Source organism: Halorarum salinum (assembly GCF_013402875.1).
Classification (GTDB): Archaea; Halobacteriota; Halobacteria; order Halobacteriales; family Haloferacaceae; genus Halorarum; species Halorarum salinum.
The window spans coordinates 2,459,199-2,473,990 of the sequence record NZ_CP058579.1 but is presented as its reverse complement, the minus strand read 5'-3'; the positions used below and the strand labels follow the sequence as shown (position 1 = coordinate 2,473,990).

At 70.3% G+C, this 14,792-nt stretch carries 17 protein-coding genes; 7 read left to right on the top strand and 10 right to left on the bottom strand.

Going from position 1 to position 14,792, the window contains the following annotated elements; translation table 11 throughout:
• Positions 1–65: 65 nt before the first annotated feature.
• From HUG12_RS12185 to HUG12_RS12160, 6 genes are all read right to left on the bottom strand, one after another.
• The gene (locus tag HUG12_RS12185; protein ID WP_246308043.1) at positions 66–311 is read right to left on the bottom strand and encodes a helix-turn-helix domain-containing protein; all 246 of its coding nucleotides are present in this window, start codon (positions 309–311) and stop codon (positions 66–68) included.
• 220 nt (positions 312–531) lie between these two features.
• Complete coding sequence (locus HUG12_RS12180; protein ID WP_179269032.1) at positions 532–2,382, bottom strand: FAD-binding protein; 1,851 nt, start codon at positions 2,380–2,382, stop codon at positions 532–534.
• A gap of 42 nt (positions 2,383–2,424) precedes the next feature.
• The gene (locus tag HUG12_RS12175; RefSeq protein ID WP_179269031.1) at positions 2,425–3,327 is read right to left on the bottom strand and encodes a succinate dehydrogenase/fumarate reductase iron-sulfur subunit; all 903 of its coding nucleotides are present in this window, start codon (positions 3,325–3,327) and stop codon (positions 2,425–2,427) included.
• 2 nt (positions 3,328–3,329) lie between these two features.
• The gene (locus HUG12_RS12170) at positions 3,330–3,701 is read right to left on the bottom strand and encodes a succinate dehydrogenase hydrophobic membrane anchor subunit (RefSeq protein WP_179269030.1); all 372 of its coding nucleotides are present in this window, start codon (positions 3,699–3,701) and stop codon (positions 3,330–3,332) included.
• Entirely contained in the window at positions 3,701–4,096 is a 396-nt protein-coding gene (gene sdhC / locus HUG12_RS12165; protein WP_179269029.1) for a succinate dehydrogenase, cytochrome b556 subunit, read from the bottom strand. Before sdhC ends, HUG12_RS12170 begins: the two co-directional genes overlap by 1 nt.
• Positions 4,097–4,221: 125 nt before the next feature.
• Positions 4,222–5,244 (bottom strand): succinylglutamate desuccinylase/aspartoacylase family protein, encoded by a 1,023-nt coding sequence (locus HUG12_RS12160; protein ID WP_179269028.1) that lies wholly within the window; start codon positions 5,242–5,244, stop codon positions 4,222–4,224.
• Positions 5,245–5,522: 278 nt separating this feature from the next.
• On the opposite strand from HUG12_RS12160, the gene HUG12_RS12155 reads away from it, so the two are divergent.
• The 5 genes from HUG12_RS12155 (at position 5,523) to HUG12_RS12135 (ending at position 10,248) form a co-directional block, all read left to right on the top strand.
• Complete coding sequence (locus HUG12_RS12155) at positions 5,523–6,866, top strand: putative ATP-dependent zinc protease (protein ID WP_179269027.1); 1,344 nt, start codon at positions 5,523–5,525, stop codon at positions 6,864–6,866.
• Positions 6,867–6,949: 83 nt separating this feature from the next.
• Entirely contained in the window at positions 6,950–7,144 is a 195-nt protein-coding gene (locus HUG12_RS12150) for a DUF5786 family protein (RefSeq protein WP_179269026.1), read from the top strand.
• Positions 7,145–7,255: 111 nt separating this feature from the next.
• Positions 7,256–7,846 carry a DNA-3-methyladenine glycosylase family protein gene (locus tag HUG12_RS12145; protein ID WP_179269025.1) on the top strand — a complete coding sequence of 197 codons (591 nt, stop codon included), beginning with the start codon at positions 7,256–7,258 and terminating at the stop codon, positions 7,844–7,846.
• A gap of 133 nt (positions 7,847–7,979) precedes the next feature.
• Positions 7,980–8,141: a hypothetical protein gene (locus HUG12_RS12140; protein ID WP_179269024.1), complete on the top strand. Its 162-nt coding sequence runs from the start codon at positions 7,980–7,982 to the stop codon at positions 8,139–8,141.
• A gap of 133 nt (positions 8,142–8,274) precedes the next feature.
• Entirely contained in the window at positions 8,275–10,248 is a 1,974-nt protein-coding gene (locus HUG12_RS12135; RefSeq protein WP_179269023.1) for a 3-hydroxyacyl-CoA dehydrogenase/enoyl-CoA hydratase family protein, read from the top strand.
• A gap of 91 nt (positions 10,249–10,339) precedes the next feature.
• Here HUG12_RS12135 and HUG12_RS12130 read toward each other — a convergent pair whose 3' ends face one another.
• The 3 genes from HUG12_RS12130 to HUG12_RS12120 form a co-directional block, all read right to left on the bottom strand.
• Positions 10,340–11,167: an SDR family NAD(P)-dependent oxidoreductase gene (locus tag HUG12_RS12130; RefSeq protein WP_179269022.1), complete on the bottom strand. Its 828-nt coding sequence runs from the start codon at positions 11,165–11,167 to the stop codon at positions 10,340–10,342.
• Between the two features lie 542 nt (positions 11,168–11,709).
• The gene (gene dgoD, locus HUG12_RS12125; RefSeq protein ID WP_179269021.1) at positions 11,710–12,858 is read right to left on the bottom strand and encodes a galactonate dehydratase; all 1,149 of its coding nucleotides are present in this window, start codon (positions 12,856–12,858) and stop codon (positions 11,710–11,712) included.
• A 37-nt stretch (positions 12,859–12,895) separates the two neighbouring features.
• Positions 12,896–13,339, bottom strand: coding sequence for a hypothetical protein (locus HUG12_RS12120; RefSeq protein ID WP_179269020.1), 444 nt, complete (start codon positions 13,337–13,339; stop codon positions 12,896–12,898).
• 111 nt (positions 13,340–13,450) lie between these two features.
• On the opposite strand from HUG12_RS12120, the gene HUG12_RS12115 reads away from it, so the two are divergent.
• The gene (locus HUG12_RS12115; protein ID WP_179269019.1) at positions 13,451–13,720 is read left to right on the top strand and encodes a BolA family protein; all 270 of its coding nucleotides are present in this window, start codon (positions 13,451–13,453) and stop codon (positions 13,718–13,720) included.
• Positions 13,721–13,724: 4 nt separating this feature from the next.
• The gene (locus HUG12_RS12110; protein ID WP_179269018.1) at positions 13,725–13,994 is read left to right on the top strand and encodes a hypothetical protein; all 270 of its coding nucleotides are present in this window, start codon (positions 13,725–13,727) and stop codon (positions 13,992–13,994) included.
• Here HUG12_RS12110 and HUG12_RS12105 read toward each other — a convergent pair whose 3' ends face one another.
• Positions 13,995–14,792, bottom strand: coding sequence for an MOSC domain-containing protein (locus HUG12_RS12105; protein ID WP_179269017.1), 798 nt, complete (start codon positions 14,790–14,792; stop codon positions 13,995–13,997).

Below are 14,792 nucleotides of genomic sequence, written 5' to 3'. Positions count from 1 at the left end.
GGTCGTCGCTGAGCAGGCTCCGAAAGCCCGCTCGCGTCCGACGGGAACCGAGCGAACGGTCGGAATCAGTCCAGAACGTACCGGTCGCCGTCCCTCGTCACGAACCCACCCGACCGCAGCGTCTTCAAGATGGCGTACAGCGAGATCCGTTTCATACCGAGCCCCTCCCGCAGGTCGTCCTCGGTCACCGCGCCGTGGGTGGCGAGATATAGGTAGACGAGCTTCGCGCGCGGCGAGGAGAGCCCCGCGGGGACGCGTTCCATCGTCGGCTCGGCGTCGCGCGTCGACTCGGGTCTGCTTCGTGCCTGCATCGTCGTACTTCCCGGCTCGGTGTCGACACATGTAAAACTAAGGTACGACTATCGTCGAAAACCGCCGGAGGACGTTCGAACGCCTCGAACGCGAGGGGGAGCGGGGCCCGACGGACCTGCGCGGACACGGGGACGACACCTGTCGGTCGTTGAATTCGACTTCTGACGGACGGGTTCGGCAAGAGTTGCGTCGGGGACTCGTTCCCGCGCGCCGGGGGGCTCAGTACGAGCGGATCTTCGGCTCGTACCGCTTCTCCTCGCCCTCGAGGATGACTGGCTTGTACCACAGTTCCGGCGTGCCGTCGTTCCACGACAGCAGGGTGTGTTTCAACCACTCCTCGTCGTTACGCTCCTGGAACTCCGCGCGCCAGTGGGCGCCGCGGAACTCCTCGCGCGCGAGCGCGCCGAGGGTGATCGCTTCCGCCAGGTCGAGGACGTTGCGCGTCTCGATGGTCTGGACCAGGTCGGTGTTGAACGTCCGCGAGGGGTCATTCACGAACACGTCCTCGTAGCGCTCGCGGGCCTCGCGGATGTCGCGCAGCGCCTGCTTCAGTCCGGCCTCCTCGCGGAACACGTTGACGTTCTCTGTCATCGACTCCTGGACGGCCGAGCGGATCTCGGCGTGCTGGACGCCCTCGTCGCGGTCGAGCAGCGCCTGGACGCGCTCGCGCTCGGCCTCGACGGCGCGGTCGACCACGTCCTCGGAGTCGGCCGTCGACGCGTCCGCCCTGACGCCGCCGTCCGCCGCGGCGTCGTCGGTGCCCGACGCGTCGACGGCACCGGGTTCGACGGGGCTGTCGACCTCGCCGAGTTCGTACTCCCCCTGCTGGCCCGTGGTCACCTTCGCTTCGCCGAGGTCCTTCCCTGCCGCGTGTTGGCCCGCGCGCTTGCCGAAGATGATGAGTTCGGGCAGCGCGTTGCCGCCGAGGCGGTTCGCGCCGTGGACGGAGGCGCAGGCGCACTCGCCGGCCGCGTACAGGCCGGCGATGCACGTCTCGCCGTTCTCGTCCGTCTCGATGCCGCCCATCGCGTAGTGCTGGCCGGGCTTCACCGGCATGGGCTCTTCCAGCGCGTCGACGCCCTCGAAGTCCTCCGCGAGGTGGAGGATGTTCTCCAGTCGGTCGATGATTCGCTCCTCGCCGAGGTGGCGCATGTCGAGGTGGACGTACTCGTCCTCGATGCCGCGACCCGCGTTCACCTCGCTCAGCTCCGCCCGGGCGACGACGTCGCGGGAGGCGAGTTCGCCGTCGTTGCTCGCGTAGCCGTACTCGAACATGAACCGCTCGCCCTCGGCGTTGTAGAGGATGCCGCCCTCGCCGCGCACGCCCTCGGAGATGAGCACGCCCGTGCTGGGCAGGCTCGTCGGGTGGAACTGGATGAACTCCATGTCCTCCATCGGGACGCCGGCGCGGTAGGCCATCGCCACGCCGTCACCGGTGTTGGACACCGCGTTCGTCGTGTGGTCGTACACCTGCCCGGGTCCGCCGGTGGCGAGGATGACGCCGTCGTTCGCCCGGAAGCCCGAGAGCTCGCCGGTCGAGATGTCGTAGGCGACGACGCCGTGGCAGGTGCGGTCCTCCGGCCGCTCCTCGTCGGTGACCGCGAGGTCGGTGACGTACCACTCGTCGTAGACGGTGACGCCGCGCTTGACGACCTGCTCGTACATCGTGTGGAGCAGCTGGTGGCCCGTCTCGGCGCCGGCGTAGGTCGTTCGGGGGAACGAGAGGCCGCCGAACGGCCGCTGGGAGACGCGTCCGTCGTCGTCCCGCGAGAACGCCATCCCCCAGTGTTCGAGCTGGATGGTCTCGTTCGGACTCTGCTTGCAGAGGGTCTCGACCGCCGGCGCGTCGCCGAGGTAGTCCGAGCCCTTCATGGTGTCGTACGCGTGGTCCTCCCAGGAGTCGCCCTCGCGAAGCGCGGCGTTGATGCCGCCCTCGGCCGCCCCCGTGTGGCTTCGAACGGGGTGCAGCTTCGAGACGATGGCAACGTCCGCGCCCTCCTCCTGGGCGGCGATGGCCGCGCGGAGCCCCGCGCCGCCGGCGCCGACCACGATGACGTCGTGTTCGTGCATTGTTGTGTTGTGTCGGGTGTAGGTCGTGGAGTTCGTCGGTCGTTACCAGAACTTCAGGTTGCTCTTGACCGCCTCCCGCTTGAGCTCCTGGATGTGCTCGGTGAGCGGGATGTCCTTCGGACACACCTCGGTACAGGAGAACTGGGTCTGGCACCGCCAGACGCCGTGCTCCTGTTCGATGATGTTGAGGCGGTGCTGCTTGACGTCCTCGCCCTCGCGCTCGTCCATCGCGAACCGGTACGCCTTGTTGATCGCGGCCGGCCCCAGGTACTCGTTGTCGCCCGCCGCGATGTTGCACGAGGACATGCACGCCGCACACCAGATGCACCGGGTGGACATCTTCACCTTCTCGCGGTTCTCCGGGCTCTGGCGCTGCTCCTCCAGTTCGCCGTCCGGGAGCTCGTTCGTCTGGAAGAACGGCTCCACGGCCTCCATCTGGTCGTAGAAGTGCTCCATGTCGACGACGAGGTCCTTGCGCACCTCGGCGTGCGGGAGCGGCTCGACGCGGACCGGCTCCTCGAGCTCCGACAGCTGGGTCTTGCAGCCGAGCCGCTGGGAGCCGTTGATGAAGAACGCGTCCGACCCGCAGATCGCCTGCCGGCAGGAGTGCCGGAAGGTGAGCGAGGAGTCGAACGTGTCCCGCGCGTGGATGAGCGCGTCGAGGACGGTCATCCCCGTCTCGAACGGGACGTGGAAGTCGTCGAACCGCGGCTCCTGTTTCCCCTCCACCTCCGGGTCGTACCGGAACACCTTCAGGTGGTAGGAGTTCTCGTCGGCGGACGCCTCCCGCTCGGCCTCCTCGCGGGCCCGCTGCTCGCGGTCCGCGCGCGCCTCCGCCTTCCGCTCCATCCGCGCCTGCTGTGCGGGCGGGAGCGTCTCCGCGAGGTCGGTCTCGGTCGCCTCGGTCTCAGCCTCCGACTCCTGCTCTGGGACTTGCGTGCTCATTGTTAGAACGTCGGGAACCCGGCCCACGCGTTCGCGGTGCGGACGCCCTGCACGATGAGGACGACGCTCGCGGCGACGAGGGCGTACTTGACGATCCGTTTCCTGCTTCCGGTGAGCCCCTGGTTGATCAGGGCGTTGTAGACGCCGTTGACGCCGTGGAACGTCGCCGTCACCAGGAACAGCACCATCAGCGAGTAGTAGGTGAGATCCTGCATCCGAAGGCTCGAGGCCGCGAACGTCACTTCGTCGGCGTGGTTCACGAAGTGGAGCAGGAAGAAGTGGAACGCCAGCACGACGACGAGGAACGCCGCGGTGATGCGCTGCCAGAGCCACCGGCGGCCGCCGCGCTCGAACGAGGAGTAGCGCTCGGCCATCAGCCGAACACCCCCGCGAGGAACGTCGGGACCGAGGCGACGACGATGGCGCCCGTCAGCACCAGCGACGCGTAGAAGCTCCTGTCCTGTGCCTCGAGGCCGACCCCCAGGTCGACGAACAGCAGGCGGACGCCGTTCAGGATGTGGAAGACGGCCACCGCCAGCAGCCCGATCTCGAGGAGGCGGACGACGAGCAGCGATTCCAGCGCCTGGATCGTGTTCGTGTACATCGTCTCGCTGCTCGTCGCGGTACTCAACACTGCGATGTGGGTGAAGAGGTAGCCCACGAGCACCCAGCCCGTGAACTTGTGGAACACCCACGCCCACATCCCCGCCGAGAACTCCCGCCACCGTCCGAAGTCCTCGACGAGGCCCCTGTCGTACGACTGGCTCATGGGTGTTCGTGGCTGGGTCTCGGGGGGGTATAGTAGTTACGTGTACGGCAGCGCGGGCGCGGGTGAACGGAACCGGGGGACCCGGTCGCGGCCCGGACCGCCCGGCCACGGTTCGGGCGCTCCGGTCACGTCTCGCCGCCCCCGTTCGGGGACTGCTCCCGCTCGACGACGCGCCGCGTCCGCTCGTCGAGTTCCACGAGGTGACACAGCGGGTTCCCGGGGTAGACGACCGGGTTCTCCAGCACGCCGACGAGCAGGCCGGTGAACGGCGCCTCCACGCGGACGTTGTCGTCCTTGAACGGGTTCGTGATGGTGCAGACGGCGTCGCCCTCGTGGACGAGCGCGCCGTGGTCGAAGTGCATGTCGACGATGCCGCCGGCGTCCGCGCGGAGCCACGTCTTCTCCCTCGATCCGGTGATGACGGTCCGCCACCCCGGCCACCGGACCGCGCGCGTCTTCTGGAGGCCGAACTCCGCGAAGACGCTCACGACCCCCTCCAGCGCCTCGTCGATGAGCGGGCGTTGGAAGCGGTGGGCCTCGCCCATCTCGATCGTGATGGTCGGGGTGTCGACGTTCGACGCCTCGACGCGCAACATCCCCTCGCCCCCCTCGCTGTCGATGACGACGGGGGTTCCGTACGCGCAGGCGACGCGGGCGACCGCCGGATCGGACATGTCCGCGCGGACGTGGATCATGTTGGTCCGGCCCCGCGTCGAGGTGTGAAAGTCCAGCCCGAGGTCGCACGGCTCGATGAAGTTTCGGAAGATGCGGTTCGCCATGCGCTTGGCGGTGGTCGAGTCGGGCGAACCCGGGAACGACCGGTTGAGGTCGCGGTCGTACACGGGGAGGTAACGCTGCTGGGCGAGGAACGCGGGGACGTTGAGGACGGGGAGACAGATGAGCGTGCCGTGGAGCTCGGAGAGGTCCCACTCGTGGGCGACCTCCCGGACGACCTCGATGCCGTTGAGTTCGTCCCCGTGGGCCGCCGCCGAGAGGAACGCCGTCGGCCCCTCGTGCTCGCCGTTGACGATGGTGACGGGGATCCGGATCGGGTCGCCGAGGTACGTCTCGCTCACTACGAACCGGAGGTTCCGGTGCTCGCCGGGTTCGACCTTCCCCCCGTTGTAGGTGAACGCCCGGTTGCTCATACCCGCTGGTCGACGGCCCGCGATAAAAGGTTGCTCGACCGGGCTCGCGCTCGTCCCGGCGGCTCGCCGACACGGTCCGTGGCTTGCCAGTACGGCTTTCGCTCGCCGGTACGGTCCGCCGTTCACCGGCAACCGGCGACTCGACGGCGCACCCGTCGCCGTTCGGGACGAACGCCGGAACGAGCGGTTCGGTTCGACGGTTCGTCCGCCGGTCGAGCACGTCGCGTTCGGCCGACGGCACCGGGACACCTTTACTCGCTCCGGCGGATTGTGTACGCATGACCGAGGACCCGGTCCGCGTGGGCGTGCTCGCGCTCCACACGAGCAAGGAGTCGAAGGCGATCTGCAACGCGATCGAGGACCTGGGACACTCCCCCTCGTGGCTGCGCGAGGAGAACGCCTCGGTGAGCATCACCGACGGGGAGGTCGAACTGGAGCCGGACGTCGACGTGGTGGCGAACCGGATGCTGCTGTCCAACACGGAGGACCCCGCGGAGGGGCTCGGGCTCGCAGCGACGTTCGCGCGGGCACGGCCGACGCTGAACACGCCGACCGCGGTGCTCACGGCGGTCCACAAGTTCGCCACCGCGGTCGCGCTCTCGGAGGCGGGCATCCGCGTGCCGGACGCGCTGCTCGCGCTCTCGAACGGCCGGCTGAACGACGGCCGGGAGCGCTTCTCCCCGGAGGGCGTCTACAAGACCGCCATCGGCACCCACGGCGGCGGCACCTGGAAACTCGACCTCGAGGAGCCGGTCAACCCGATGGTCGGCAACAGACAGGCGTTCCTCCAGGAGCTCATCGACCGGGACGAGTCCCGCCACCACGACCAGCGCGTCTACGTCGTCGGCGACCGGATCGTCGGCGCGATGAACCGCTACGCGCCCGAGGGCGACTGGCGGACGAACGTCGCGCTCGGCGGCGACGTGGAGGACGCGACCGAACACGTCTCGGAGGAGGTGCGGGAGATGGCGCTCGCGGCCACCGACACCGTCGGGTTGGACTACGCCGGCGTCGACCTCGTGCAGGGGTTCGACGGCTGGTACGTCCTCGAGGTGAACCCGACCGCGGGGTTCAAGGGGCTGTTCAAGGCGACCGGGCGGTCGCCGGCGCCGTACATCGCGAAACTCGCCATCGAGCGCGGCGGCGGCGCCGTCGACGACGAGCGCGTCCGCGAACTGGCCACGGTGCTCGACGACACGATGCCGTCGTGTTTTCCGGTCACCCCCCAGCAGCGGCCGGAGGACACGCCGACCATCGGCTACATCGAGGAGGTAGTCGTCGCGGGCACCCGGGGCTCGACGCAAGCGTTTGCTAAGTCCGACACGGGCGCGACCCGCTCCTCCATCGACACGAAGCTGGCGGCCGAGATCGGCGCCGGCCCGATAAAGAGCATGACGCGGGTGAAGTCCGGGAGCGTGAAGGGCGGGAAGGCACGGCCGGTCGTGGACCTCGTCGTCGGCATCGGCGGCCGCCAGCACACCGTCACGGGGAGCGTCGAGGACCGCTCGCACATGGAGTACCCGCTGCTGCTCGGGCGGGACATCCTCCAGCACTATCGGGTCGACGTGAAGCGTCGGGCGAACGAGTCGGGGACTCGCGAGCGCAACGAGGAGGAGGAGTAGGCCGACCGAAGGAAAGACGCCGGGCCGCACGGGACGGCCGGCGAGTGGGACCACTTTTCCGTGCAGGCCGCCTCGGTTCGGACATGGGATTCGGTAGCTACGACGAGTCCGAACAGGAACGGCAGGAGTCCGGCGGCGGACCGGGCGACGAATCGACGGTCGACGCCCACGAGAACGACCACGAGGGGGAGATGACGTTCGACTCCGGCGCCTCGACCGACGACCTCGTCTCGAGGCTCCAGGAGATGAAGGACGACGACGAGGACGACGAGGAGTAAGGCTCCGGTTCCGTTCGGTTCCGACGCGTCGACGCCCCCTCGACCGCGGCGACGCCGCGACCGGGAGGTTTTCCCGCTCGCCGCCCTGTGCCCGTATCAGTAGCTTCGATCATGCACGAAGACGCCCACTCCGTCCTCCGGGAGGACCCCGTGATGGCCGACCTGCTCGACAGGCACGACCCGTACTCGGAACGGGACTGGGAGCCGTTCGAGCGGCTCTGTGTCTCCATCATCAACCAGCAGCTCTCGACGGCCAGCGCCGCGGCCGTGAAGGAGCGCGTGTTCGACCTGCTGGCCGACGACGTCACCCCGGAGGCGGTGCTCGCCGCCGAGGAGTCGGCGCTCCGCGAGGCGGGGCTCTCCGGGATGAAGGTCGAGTACGTGCGAAACGCTGCCCGCGCGTTCCGGGAGGGGGACTTCTCGAAGTCCGGGCTGGCCGACCGTTCCGACGGGGAGGTCGTCGACCTGCTCACCGAGATCAAGGGGATCGGCGACTGGACCGCCCGGATGTACCTCCTGTTCGTGCTGGAGCGGGAGGACGTGTTGCCGCTCGGCGACCTCGCGGTGCGCCGGGGCATCGAGGGGCTGTACGGGAACGGGGAGGGGATGACCCGCGGCGAGATGCGCGAGGTCGCCGAGGCGTGGCGGCCGTATCGGTCGGTCGCGACGAAGTACATCTGGGCCGAGTACGAGTCGGCCTAGCGCGCTCGGGTCCGTCCATCCGAAGTACCGGAGCGCGGTCCGCCGTCGGTAACGACCGATGAACTCGCGGTCAGCGGCGACTAACAATCCCCGCGCTCCCCCTCCGTCCGGACGTTCAGGAGGTCGATCGAGGATGACCGAATCACGCCCGGAACCGGTAGAGGAGGGGTGGCGGGACCTCCCCATGGAGGGCCGCGTCGCGATCCAGATCTTCGGGTTCACCGACGAGGGCTCGCTGTCGGAGGACGCCTGGGTGCAGTCCACCTACTGGCTCGATCCGGTGGCGAAGCGGTAGCGTGGGGACGCGACCCCGGCGGTGAACTCGCGCCGACGCGCCGGCCGATGAACGCCAACGCCGGTGAACGGGCCGTCCGTTCACGTGCGCGCGAGGGGAAACGTTGAATCCGGGGCCGTTCGACCGGGCGAGCATGGACGCGACAGACGTGGAGACGGTGGCCGTGCTCGGCGCGGGCAACATGGGCCACGGCATCGCGGAGGTGGCCGCGCTCGCGGGCTATCGGGTCCGGCTGCGCGACATCAACGAGGAGTTCGTCCGGGACGGCTACGACCAGATCGAGTGGTCGCTCGGCAAGCTCGCCGAGAAGGACCAGATCACGGAGGCGGACGCGGACGCCGCGCTCGAGCGGGTCACTCCGCTCGTGGACGTGGAGGCGGCGGTCGGCGGCGCGGACCTCGTCGTCGAGGCGGTGCCGGAGAAGATGGACATCAAGAAGGACGTGTACGCCGAGGTCGAGGAGCACGCGCCAGCCGACGCGGTGTTCGCCTCGAACACCTCCAGCCTCTCCATCACGGAGCTCTCGGAGGTCACGGATCGGCCCGAGCGCTTCTGCGGGATGCACTTCTTCAACCCGCCGGTCCGGATGCAGCTCGTCGAGGTCATCTCCGGGGCCCACACCGCCGACGGTACCCTCGAACTCGTCGAGGACGTCGCCGAACGGATGGGCAAGACGCCGGTCCGCGTGCGGAAGGACTCGCCCGGCTTCATCGTGAACCGGGTGCTCGTCCCGCTGATGAACGAGGCGGCCTGGATCGTCCACGGGGGCGACGCGACCGTCGCCGAGGTCGACTCCACCACGAAGTTCGACGTCGGGCTCCCGATGGGGAGCTTCGAACTGGCCGACCAGGTCGGGATCGACGTGGGCTACCACGTGCTGGAGTACATGCACGAGGTGCTCGGGGCCGCCTACGAGCCCTGCCCGCTGCTCGCCGAGAAGGTCGAGAACGACGAACTCGGCAAGAAGACCGGCGAGGGGTTCTACGACTACGCGGACGGCGGCGTCGACGTCCCGTCCGACGCGGGCCGCGAGGACGTGAAGAACCGGCTGCTCGCGACGATGGCCAACGAGGTCGCCGGGCTCGTCGAAAACGACGTCGCCGACGCGGACGCCATCGACGAGGCCGTGATGCTCGGCGCGGGCTTCCCGGACGGCCCGGCGAGGATGGCGGACGATGCGGGGCTGGAGACGCTCGTCGGGACCCTCGACGACCTGCACGAGGAGACCGGCGCGGAGCGCTACGAGGCGGCGGGACGCCTCCGCGAGCTCGCCGAGTCAGGCGAGGGGTTCCACGGCGTCGCCGGCGGCGGCGACGCTACCGAGGAGTTCGAGGCCATCCGCGTGGAGCGGGACGGCAACGTGGGCCGGATCGTGCTCGACCGCCCGCACCGGATGAACACCGTCTCGGTCGGGATGATCGAGGAGCTCGGGGCCGCCATCGACCTGCTCGAGGACGACGAGGAGGTCCGGTCGGTGCTGGTCACCGGCGCGGGGGACCGCGCCTTCTCGGCGGGCGCGGACGTCCAGAGCATGGCCGCCGGCGGCGCGGACAACCTCCGCGGGGTGGAGCTCTCCCGGCAGGGCCAGGCCACGTTCAGCAGGTACGAGGGCTCGGACCTGCCCGTGGTCGCCGCCATCGACGGCTACTGTCTCGGCGGCGGGATGGAGTTCGCCACCTGTGCGGACCTCAGGCTCGCCTCCGAGCGGTCGGAGTTCGGACAGCCGGAGCTCAACCTCGGGCTCATCCCCGGCTGGGGCGGGACCCAGCGGCTCCGTCACATCGTCGGCGAGGGGCGCGCGAAGGAGATCATCCTCACCGCCGACCGGTACGACGCCGCCGAGATGGAGTCGTACGGCTTCGTAAACGAGGTCCACCCGAACGAGGAGCTGGAGGAGCGTGCCCTCGAACTGGCCCGTGACCTCGCCGCCGGCCCGCCGGTAGCCCAGCGCTACACGAAGCGTGCGATGCTCGCCGGCCGCGACGACACCACTGCCGGCCTCGAGATCGAGTGCCAGGCGTTCGGCCAGGTGATGGGGACCGACGACCTCATGGAGGGCGTGATGGCGTTCATGTCCGACGAGAAACCCGAGTTCGAGGGGAAGTAGCGGCGCGGGTCGCCGTCCGACCCTCGGACCGGCGAGGTGCCCGGGACGCCGGTTCGCCGACTACCCGTTCGCTCCGCCCTCTCGACCGCGCTCACTCGTTCTCCCGCCGTTCGCGGTAGTCGGGAAGGAAGTCGTCCTGCAGCACCGCGCTCCGGCCGCCGTCGACGGTGAGGTGCGCGCCGGTGACGAACCCGGCCTCCTCGCTCGCGAGGAAGGCGACCGCGGCGGCGACGTCCCCCGGGACGCCGACGCGCCCGGTCGGGTGGATGCTCGCCAGTTCCTCCCGGCGCTCCGCGGACATGTCTCCGGTCGTGCGGTCGATGGCGACCCAGCCGGGGTTGACCGTGTTCACGCGGACCTCCGGGCCGAAGTCGAGCGCCATCGCGCGGGTCATCCCGTTGATGCCGGCCTTGACGGCGTTGTAGGGGAAGATCCGCGGACCGGTGGAGAACGCGTGGTTCGAGGACATGTTCACGATGGCGCCCCCGTCCATGTGCTCGCGGGCGTGCTTCGCGCAGAGCCAGTAGGAGCGAAAGTCGGTCTCGAGGACGAACTCCCAGTCGTCCATGTCCGCCTCGTCGGCGGCGGTGTACGTCTCCACGCCCGCGTTGTTGACGAGCACGTCGAGGCCGCCGTAGCGCTCGACGGTCGCCTCGAACAGCGCCGCGATGTCGTCCGGGTCGCGCATGTCGGCCTCCACGAAGGCGGCCTCGCCGCCCCCCTCCTCGACGTCGGCGACCGTTTCCTCGCCCGCTTCCGCCGTGCGGCCGGTGACGACGACGTTCGCGCCCTCGGCCGCGAGCCGTCGGGCACAGCCCGCGCCGATGCCGCGGGTCGAACCCGTGACGACGGCCGTTTCGTCCTGGAAGCGGGACGGGAGCCTCGTGGCCTCGATGGGGGAGTTGTCGATGCTGGTCATTCCGTGTTCGACGGGTCGGTCGCGGGGGACTTCACGTCTGCTACGTCTTCCGCGTCTTCTCGGTGTGGGTCGTTCCCGGTCGGTTCGTCGTTTTCGTCGGTCAGAACGCCTCGAAAGCCCCGAGCCGAGAGCCCGGCCCCTTTCAATCCCGCCCCGTGGGACGGTCGGGCGAGCGTCGCGTGTCGTCCCCAGGCCTCCCCGGCGGGCGCGGCTCGCTCACTGCGTTCGCTCGCAGTCGTGCCCGCCGCACCCCGCCGACCGTCGACCCGCCAGCGCCACGCCAGGCTACCCACGGCGTGTGCGTTCGGTAGTCGGGCCTGCTGCGCTCGGCCGTGGAACCGGCAGGGTGGGAATGGAAGGGGCCGCGGCTCTCGGGGAAGGCGCGGACCGTCAAGCACCGCAGGAGGGAGGCCGCAGGCCGACCGACGAGGAGCGCAGGCGCGGTCCCCCGACTCGATAGGCGCGGGGGCTTCCGCGGTCGCCACCGGGGAACCCGTTCCGACCGCCACAGAAACGCCACGATCACCGACGGAGATTTATCATCACCACTCCGCAACGGACCCGTCGGGCCGCCGCCACACCGGGTTGTGCCAGTCGTCGTGGCCGTCCCGCTCCTCCAGCACGTCGCGGTCCACCTCGACTCCCAGCCCCGGCCCGTCCGGGACCGGAACGAGGCCGTCCTCGTACTCGAACATGGACGGGTCCGCCAGGTAGTCCAGCACGTCGCTCGTCTCGTTGTAGTGGATGTCGAGGCTCTGCTCCTGGATGAGCGCGTTCGGCGCGACGGCGTCCACCTGGAGGCAGGCCGCAAGCGCGACCGGCCCGAGCGGGCAGTGGGGCGCGACCGACACGTCGTAGGCGCCCGCCATCGCGGCGATGCGCTGGACCTCCGTGATGCCGCCCGCGTGCGAGAGGTCCGGCTGGATGACGTCCACGGCGTTCTCCTCGAAGATCCGCTTGAAGTCCGTCCGGTGGAACAGCCGCTCCCCGGTGGCGATCGGGACCGACGTCGAGGCGGCGACGTCCGCGAGCGCGTCGTCGTGTTCGGGCAACACCGGCTCCTCGACGAAGAAGGGGTCGTGCGGTTCGAGCGCCGCGACGAGCTGTTTCGCCGCGGTCTTGGTCGCGCGGCCGTGGAAGTCCACGCCGACGTCGACCTCCGGGCCGACGGCCTCCCGGACGGTCCGCAGCCGCTCGGCGGCCCGATCGATCGCCGCCGGCGACTCGACGCGCTCCAGCTCCGGCGTCCCGTTCATCTTCAGCGCCGTGAAGCCGGCGTCGACCTTCTCCCGGGCCGCCTCGGCGACGCCCTCGGGCCTGTCGCCCCCGACCCACTGGTACACCCGGACGCGGTCCCGGACCGGACCGCCGAGGAGCTGGTGGACGGGCGCGCCGAAGTGCTTACCCCTGATGTCCCACAGCGCCTGGTCGATGCCCGCGATGGCGGACATGAGCACCGGCCCGCCGCGGTAGAAGCCGCCGCGATAGAGCCGCTCCCAGTGGTCGGCGACGGGGAGGGGGTCCTCGCCGAGCAGGTAGTCGTCCATCAGCTCCGAGACGGCCTCCTTCACGGTGCGGGCGCGCCCCTCGACGACCGGCTCCCCCCAGCCGACGGTGCCGTCGTCCGTCTCGACGCGGAGGAAGAGCCAGCGCGGCGGGACCGCGTACAGGTCGTAGTCGACGATTCGCATGTGCGCCGGGAGGGAAGCCACCACCAAAAGGCCGCCGTCAGCGGAACGAGACGCGGAGCAGGTCGCGCGGGTCGACGGGGTCGGCCCCTCCGCCCGCGACGCGTCGATACCGGGGGCCGTCCCCGCCCCGTTCGACGCGGACCACCCTTACCTCGACGACGAGCCGTCCGCGGTCGGGGAACGTCGCGCGAACGACGGGGCCGGTCGCCGCCACGACGACGTACGGCGGCGCGGCGACCGGCTCGGCCGGCAGCGTCGCGTCGAGCGCCCTGGCCGCCGTCGACAGCATCTCCGGCAGCCGCCCGAGCGCGCCCGACCGCTCCAGCGCCGCGCGCAGGGGCGGGACCACCGCCTCGCGGTCGGCGGTCGCGTCACCGCCCCACCCGGCCGCGACCGCTTCGGCGCAGTCGGCGGTCGTCCCGAGGAGGTCGGCGTGCTCGGACAGGATGCGCTCGCGGACGAGCGCGGCGTCGTCGGTCACGCGGTTCCCTGTCGTTCGCTGGCGCGTAAGCCCGTCGATGACCGATTCGACCGTCGCCGGCCGGCGACGCCCATCCGACCGCTTTTCCCCTCCGGCTCCCACCACGCACTCATGAACGCCGAAGACGTGGAGGCCGCCATTGAGGCGGGCATCGAGGACGCCGAGGCGACCGTGACGACCCCGCGGGCGCCGGACCCCGACCACGAGGACCAGCACTTCGCGGCAGTCGTCGTCTCGCCCGCGTTCGAGGGGAAGTCGCTCGTCCAGCAGCACCGGCTCGTCTACGACGCGGTGGGCGACGCCATGACGAGGGAGGTCCACGCGCTGGAGATCAAGACGTACACGCCCGAGGAGTACGAGGCGCGCGCGGACGGGACGTAGGCCCGTGCTCCGGAGGGTCCTCTCCCGGTACGTGACGGTCGTCCGTCGATACGGCCGATTCCCGTTCCGGGTCGCGCTCGGCGGGGTCCTCCTGTTCGGCCCGGGCTATCTCGCGCTGTACCTCGCGCTCCTCGTCGGGACCGGTTCCGCCCTCGGAGGCGGGCCGTCGCCGCCGACTGCCGCGGCGTGGCTGGCTCTCGCCGGCGTGCTCTACGCCGTCGAGTACGTCCTCGTCGCACGGCTCGCCCGGCGGATTGAGCGGCGGGAGCCCTGACTACGGCCCGACGGCGTCCAGTACCTCGACCGGGTCGCCGACCCGGAGCTCCGCCCCCCGACTCCCGTCGGGGACGGCCGTGTTCACCATCACCCGGAAGTCGTGGTCGAACCGGTCGCCCCCGCTCCAGTCGGGCATCGTCTCCCGCCGCATCCGGACGAACTGCTCCCTGAACCCGGGATGCTCCTCGCCGGTGTCCGGGTCGCGCGACGGGACGACGCAGCGCTGACAGGGGTTGACTCCCTCCAGCCGCGTCCCGCCGACGGCGAATCGAACGCGCTCCCCGCGCGAGGCGAACAGCCGGTCCTCGAAGAACGGCTCGTCGGCCCCGAGCACCAGGTTCGCGCGGAGACGACGGCCCATCCCCTCCGGGTCGACGCCGTCGAACCACGAGGCCACCTCGCGGAGCGTCCCGGTCGAGATCACCGTCGGCCCGGCTGCCTCCGTGTCGTCGGGGTAGCCGCCCGGACGCTCGGCGACGACCGACACCTCGTAGCCGAGGAACTCGCCGAGCCAGTCCGTCATCCCCCCGCGGTCGCCGTCGAGGTCGAACGTCGCGTCCGCCATCCCCGGCGCCGCGAGCGCGACGGCCCGCGGGTCGAGGTCGAACTCGGCCGAGACGCGGTGGATCCCCCGCTCGCGCTTCCCGTTCACGTACTCGCCCTCGGCGTCGACGACGGCGAACTCCCGGTCCCGTTCGAGCCCTCCGGCGCCGAGCGTCGCGGCGTCCACGTCGACGCCGTCGAGCGACTTCACTGGAAAGACGCGGACGCGATCCAGGGGGACTGAGTCCGTCAC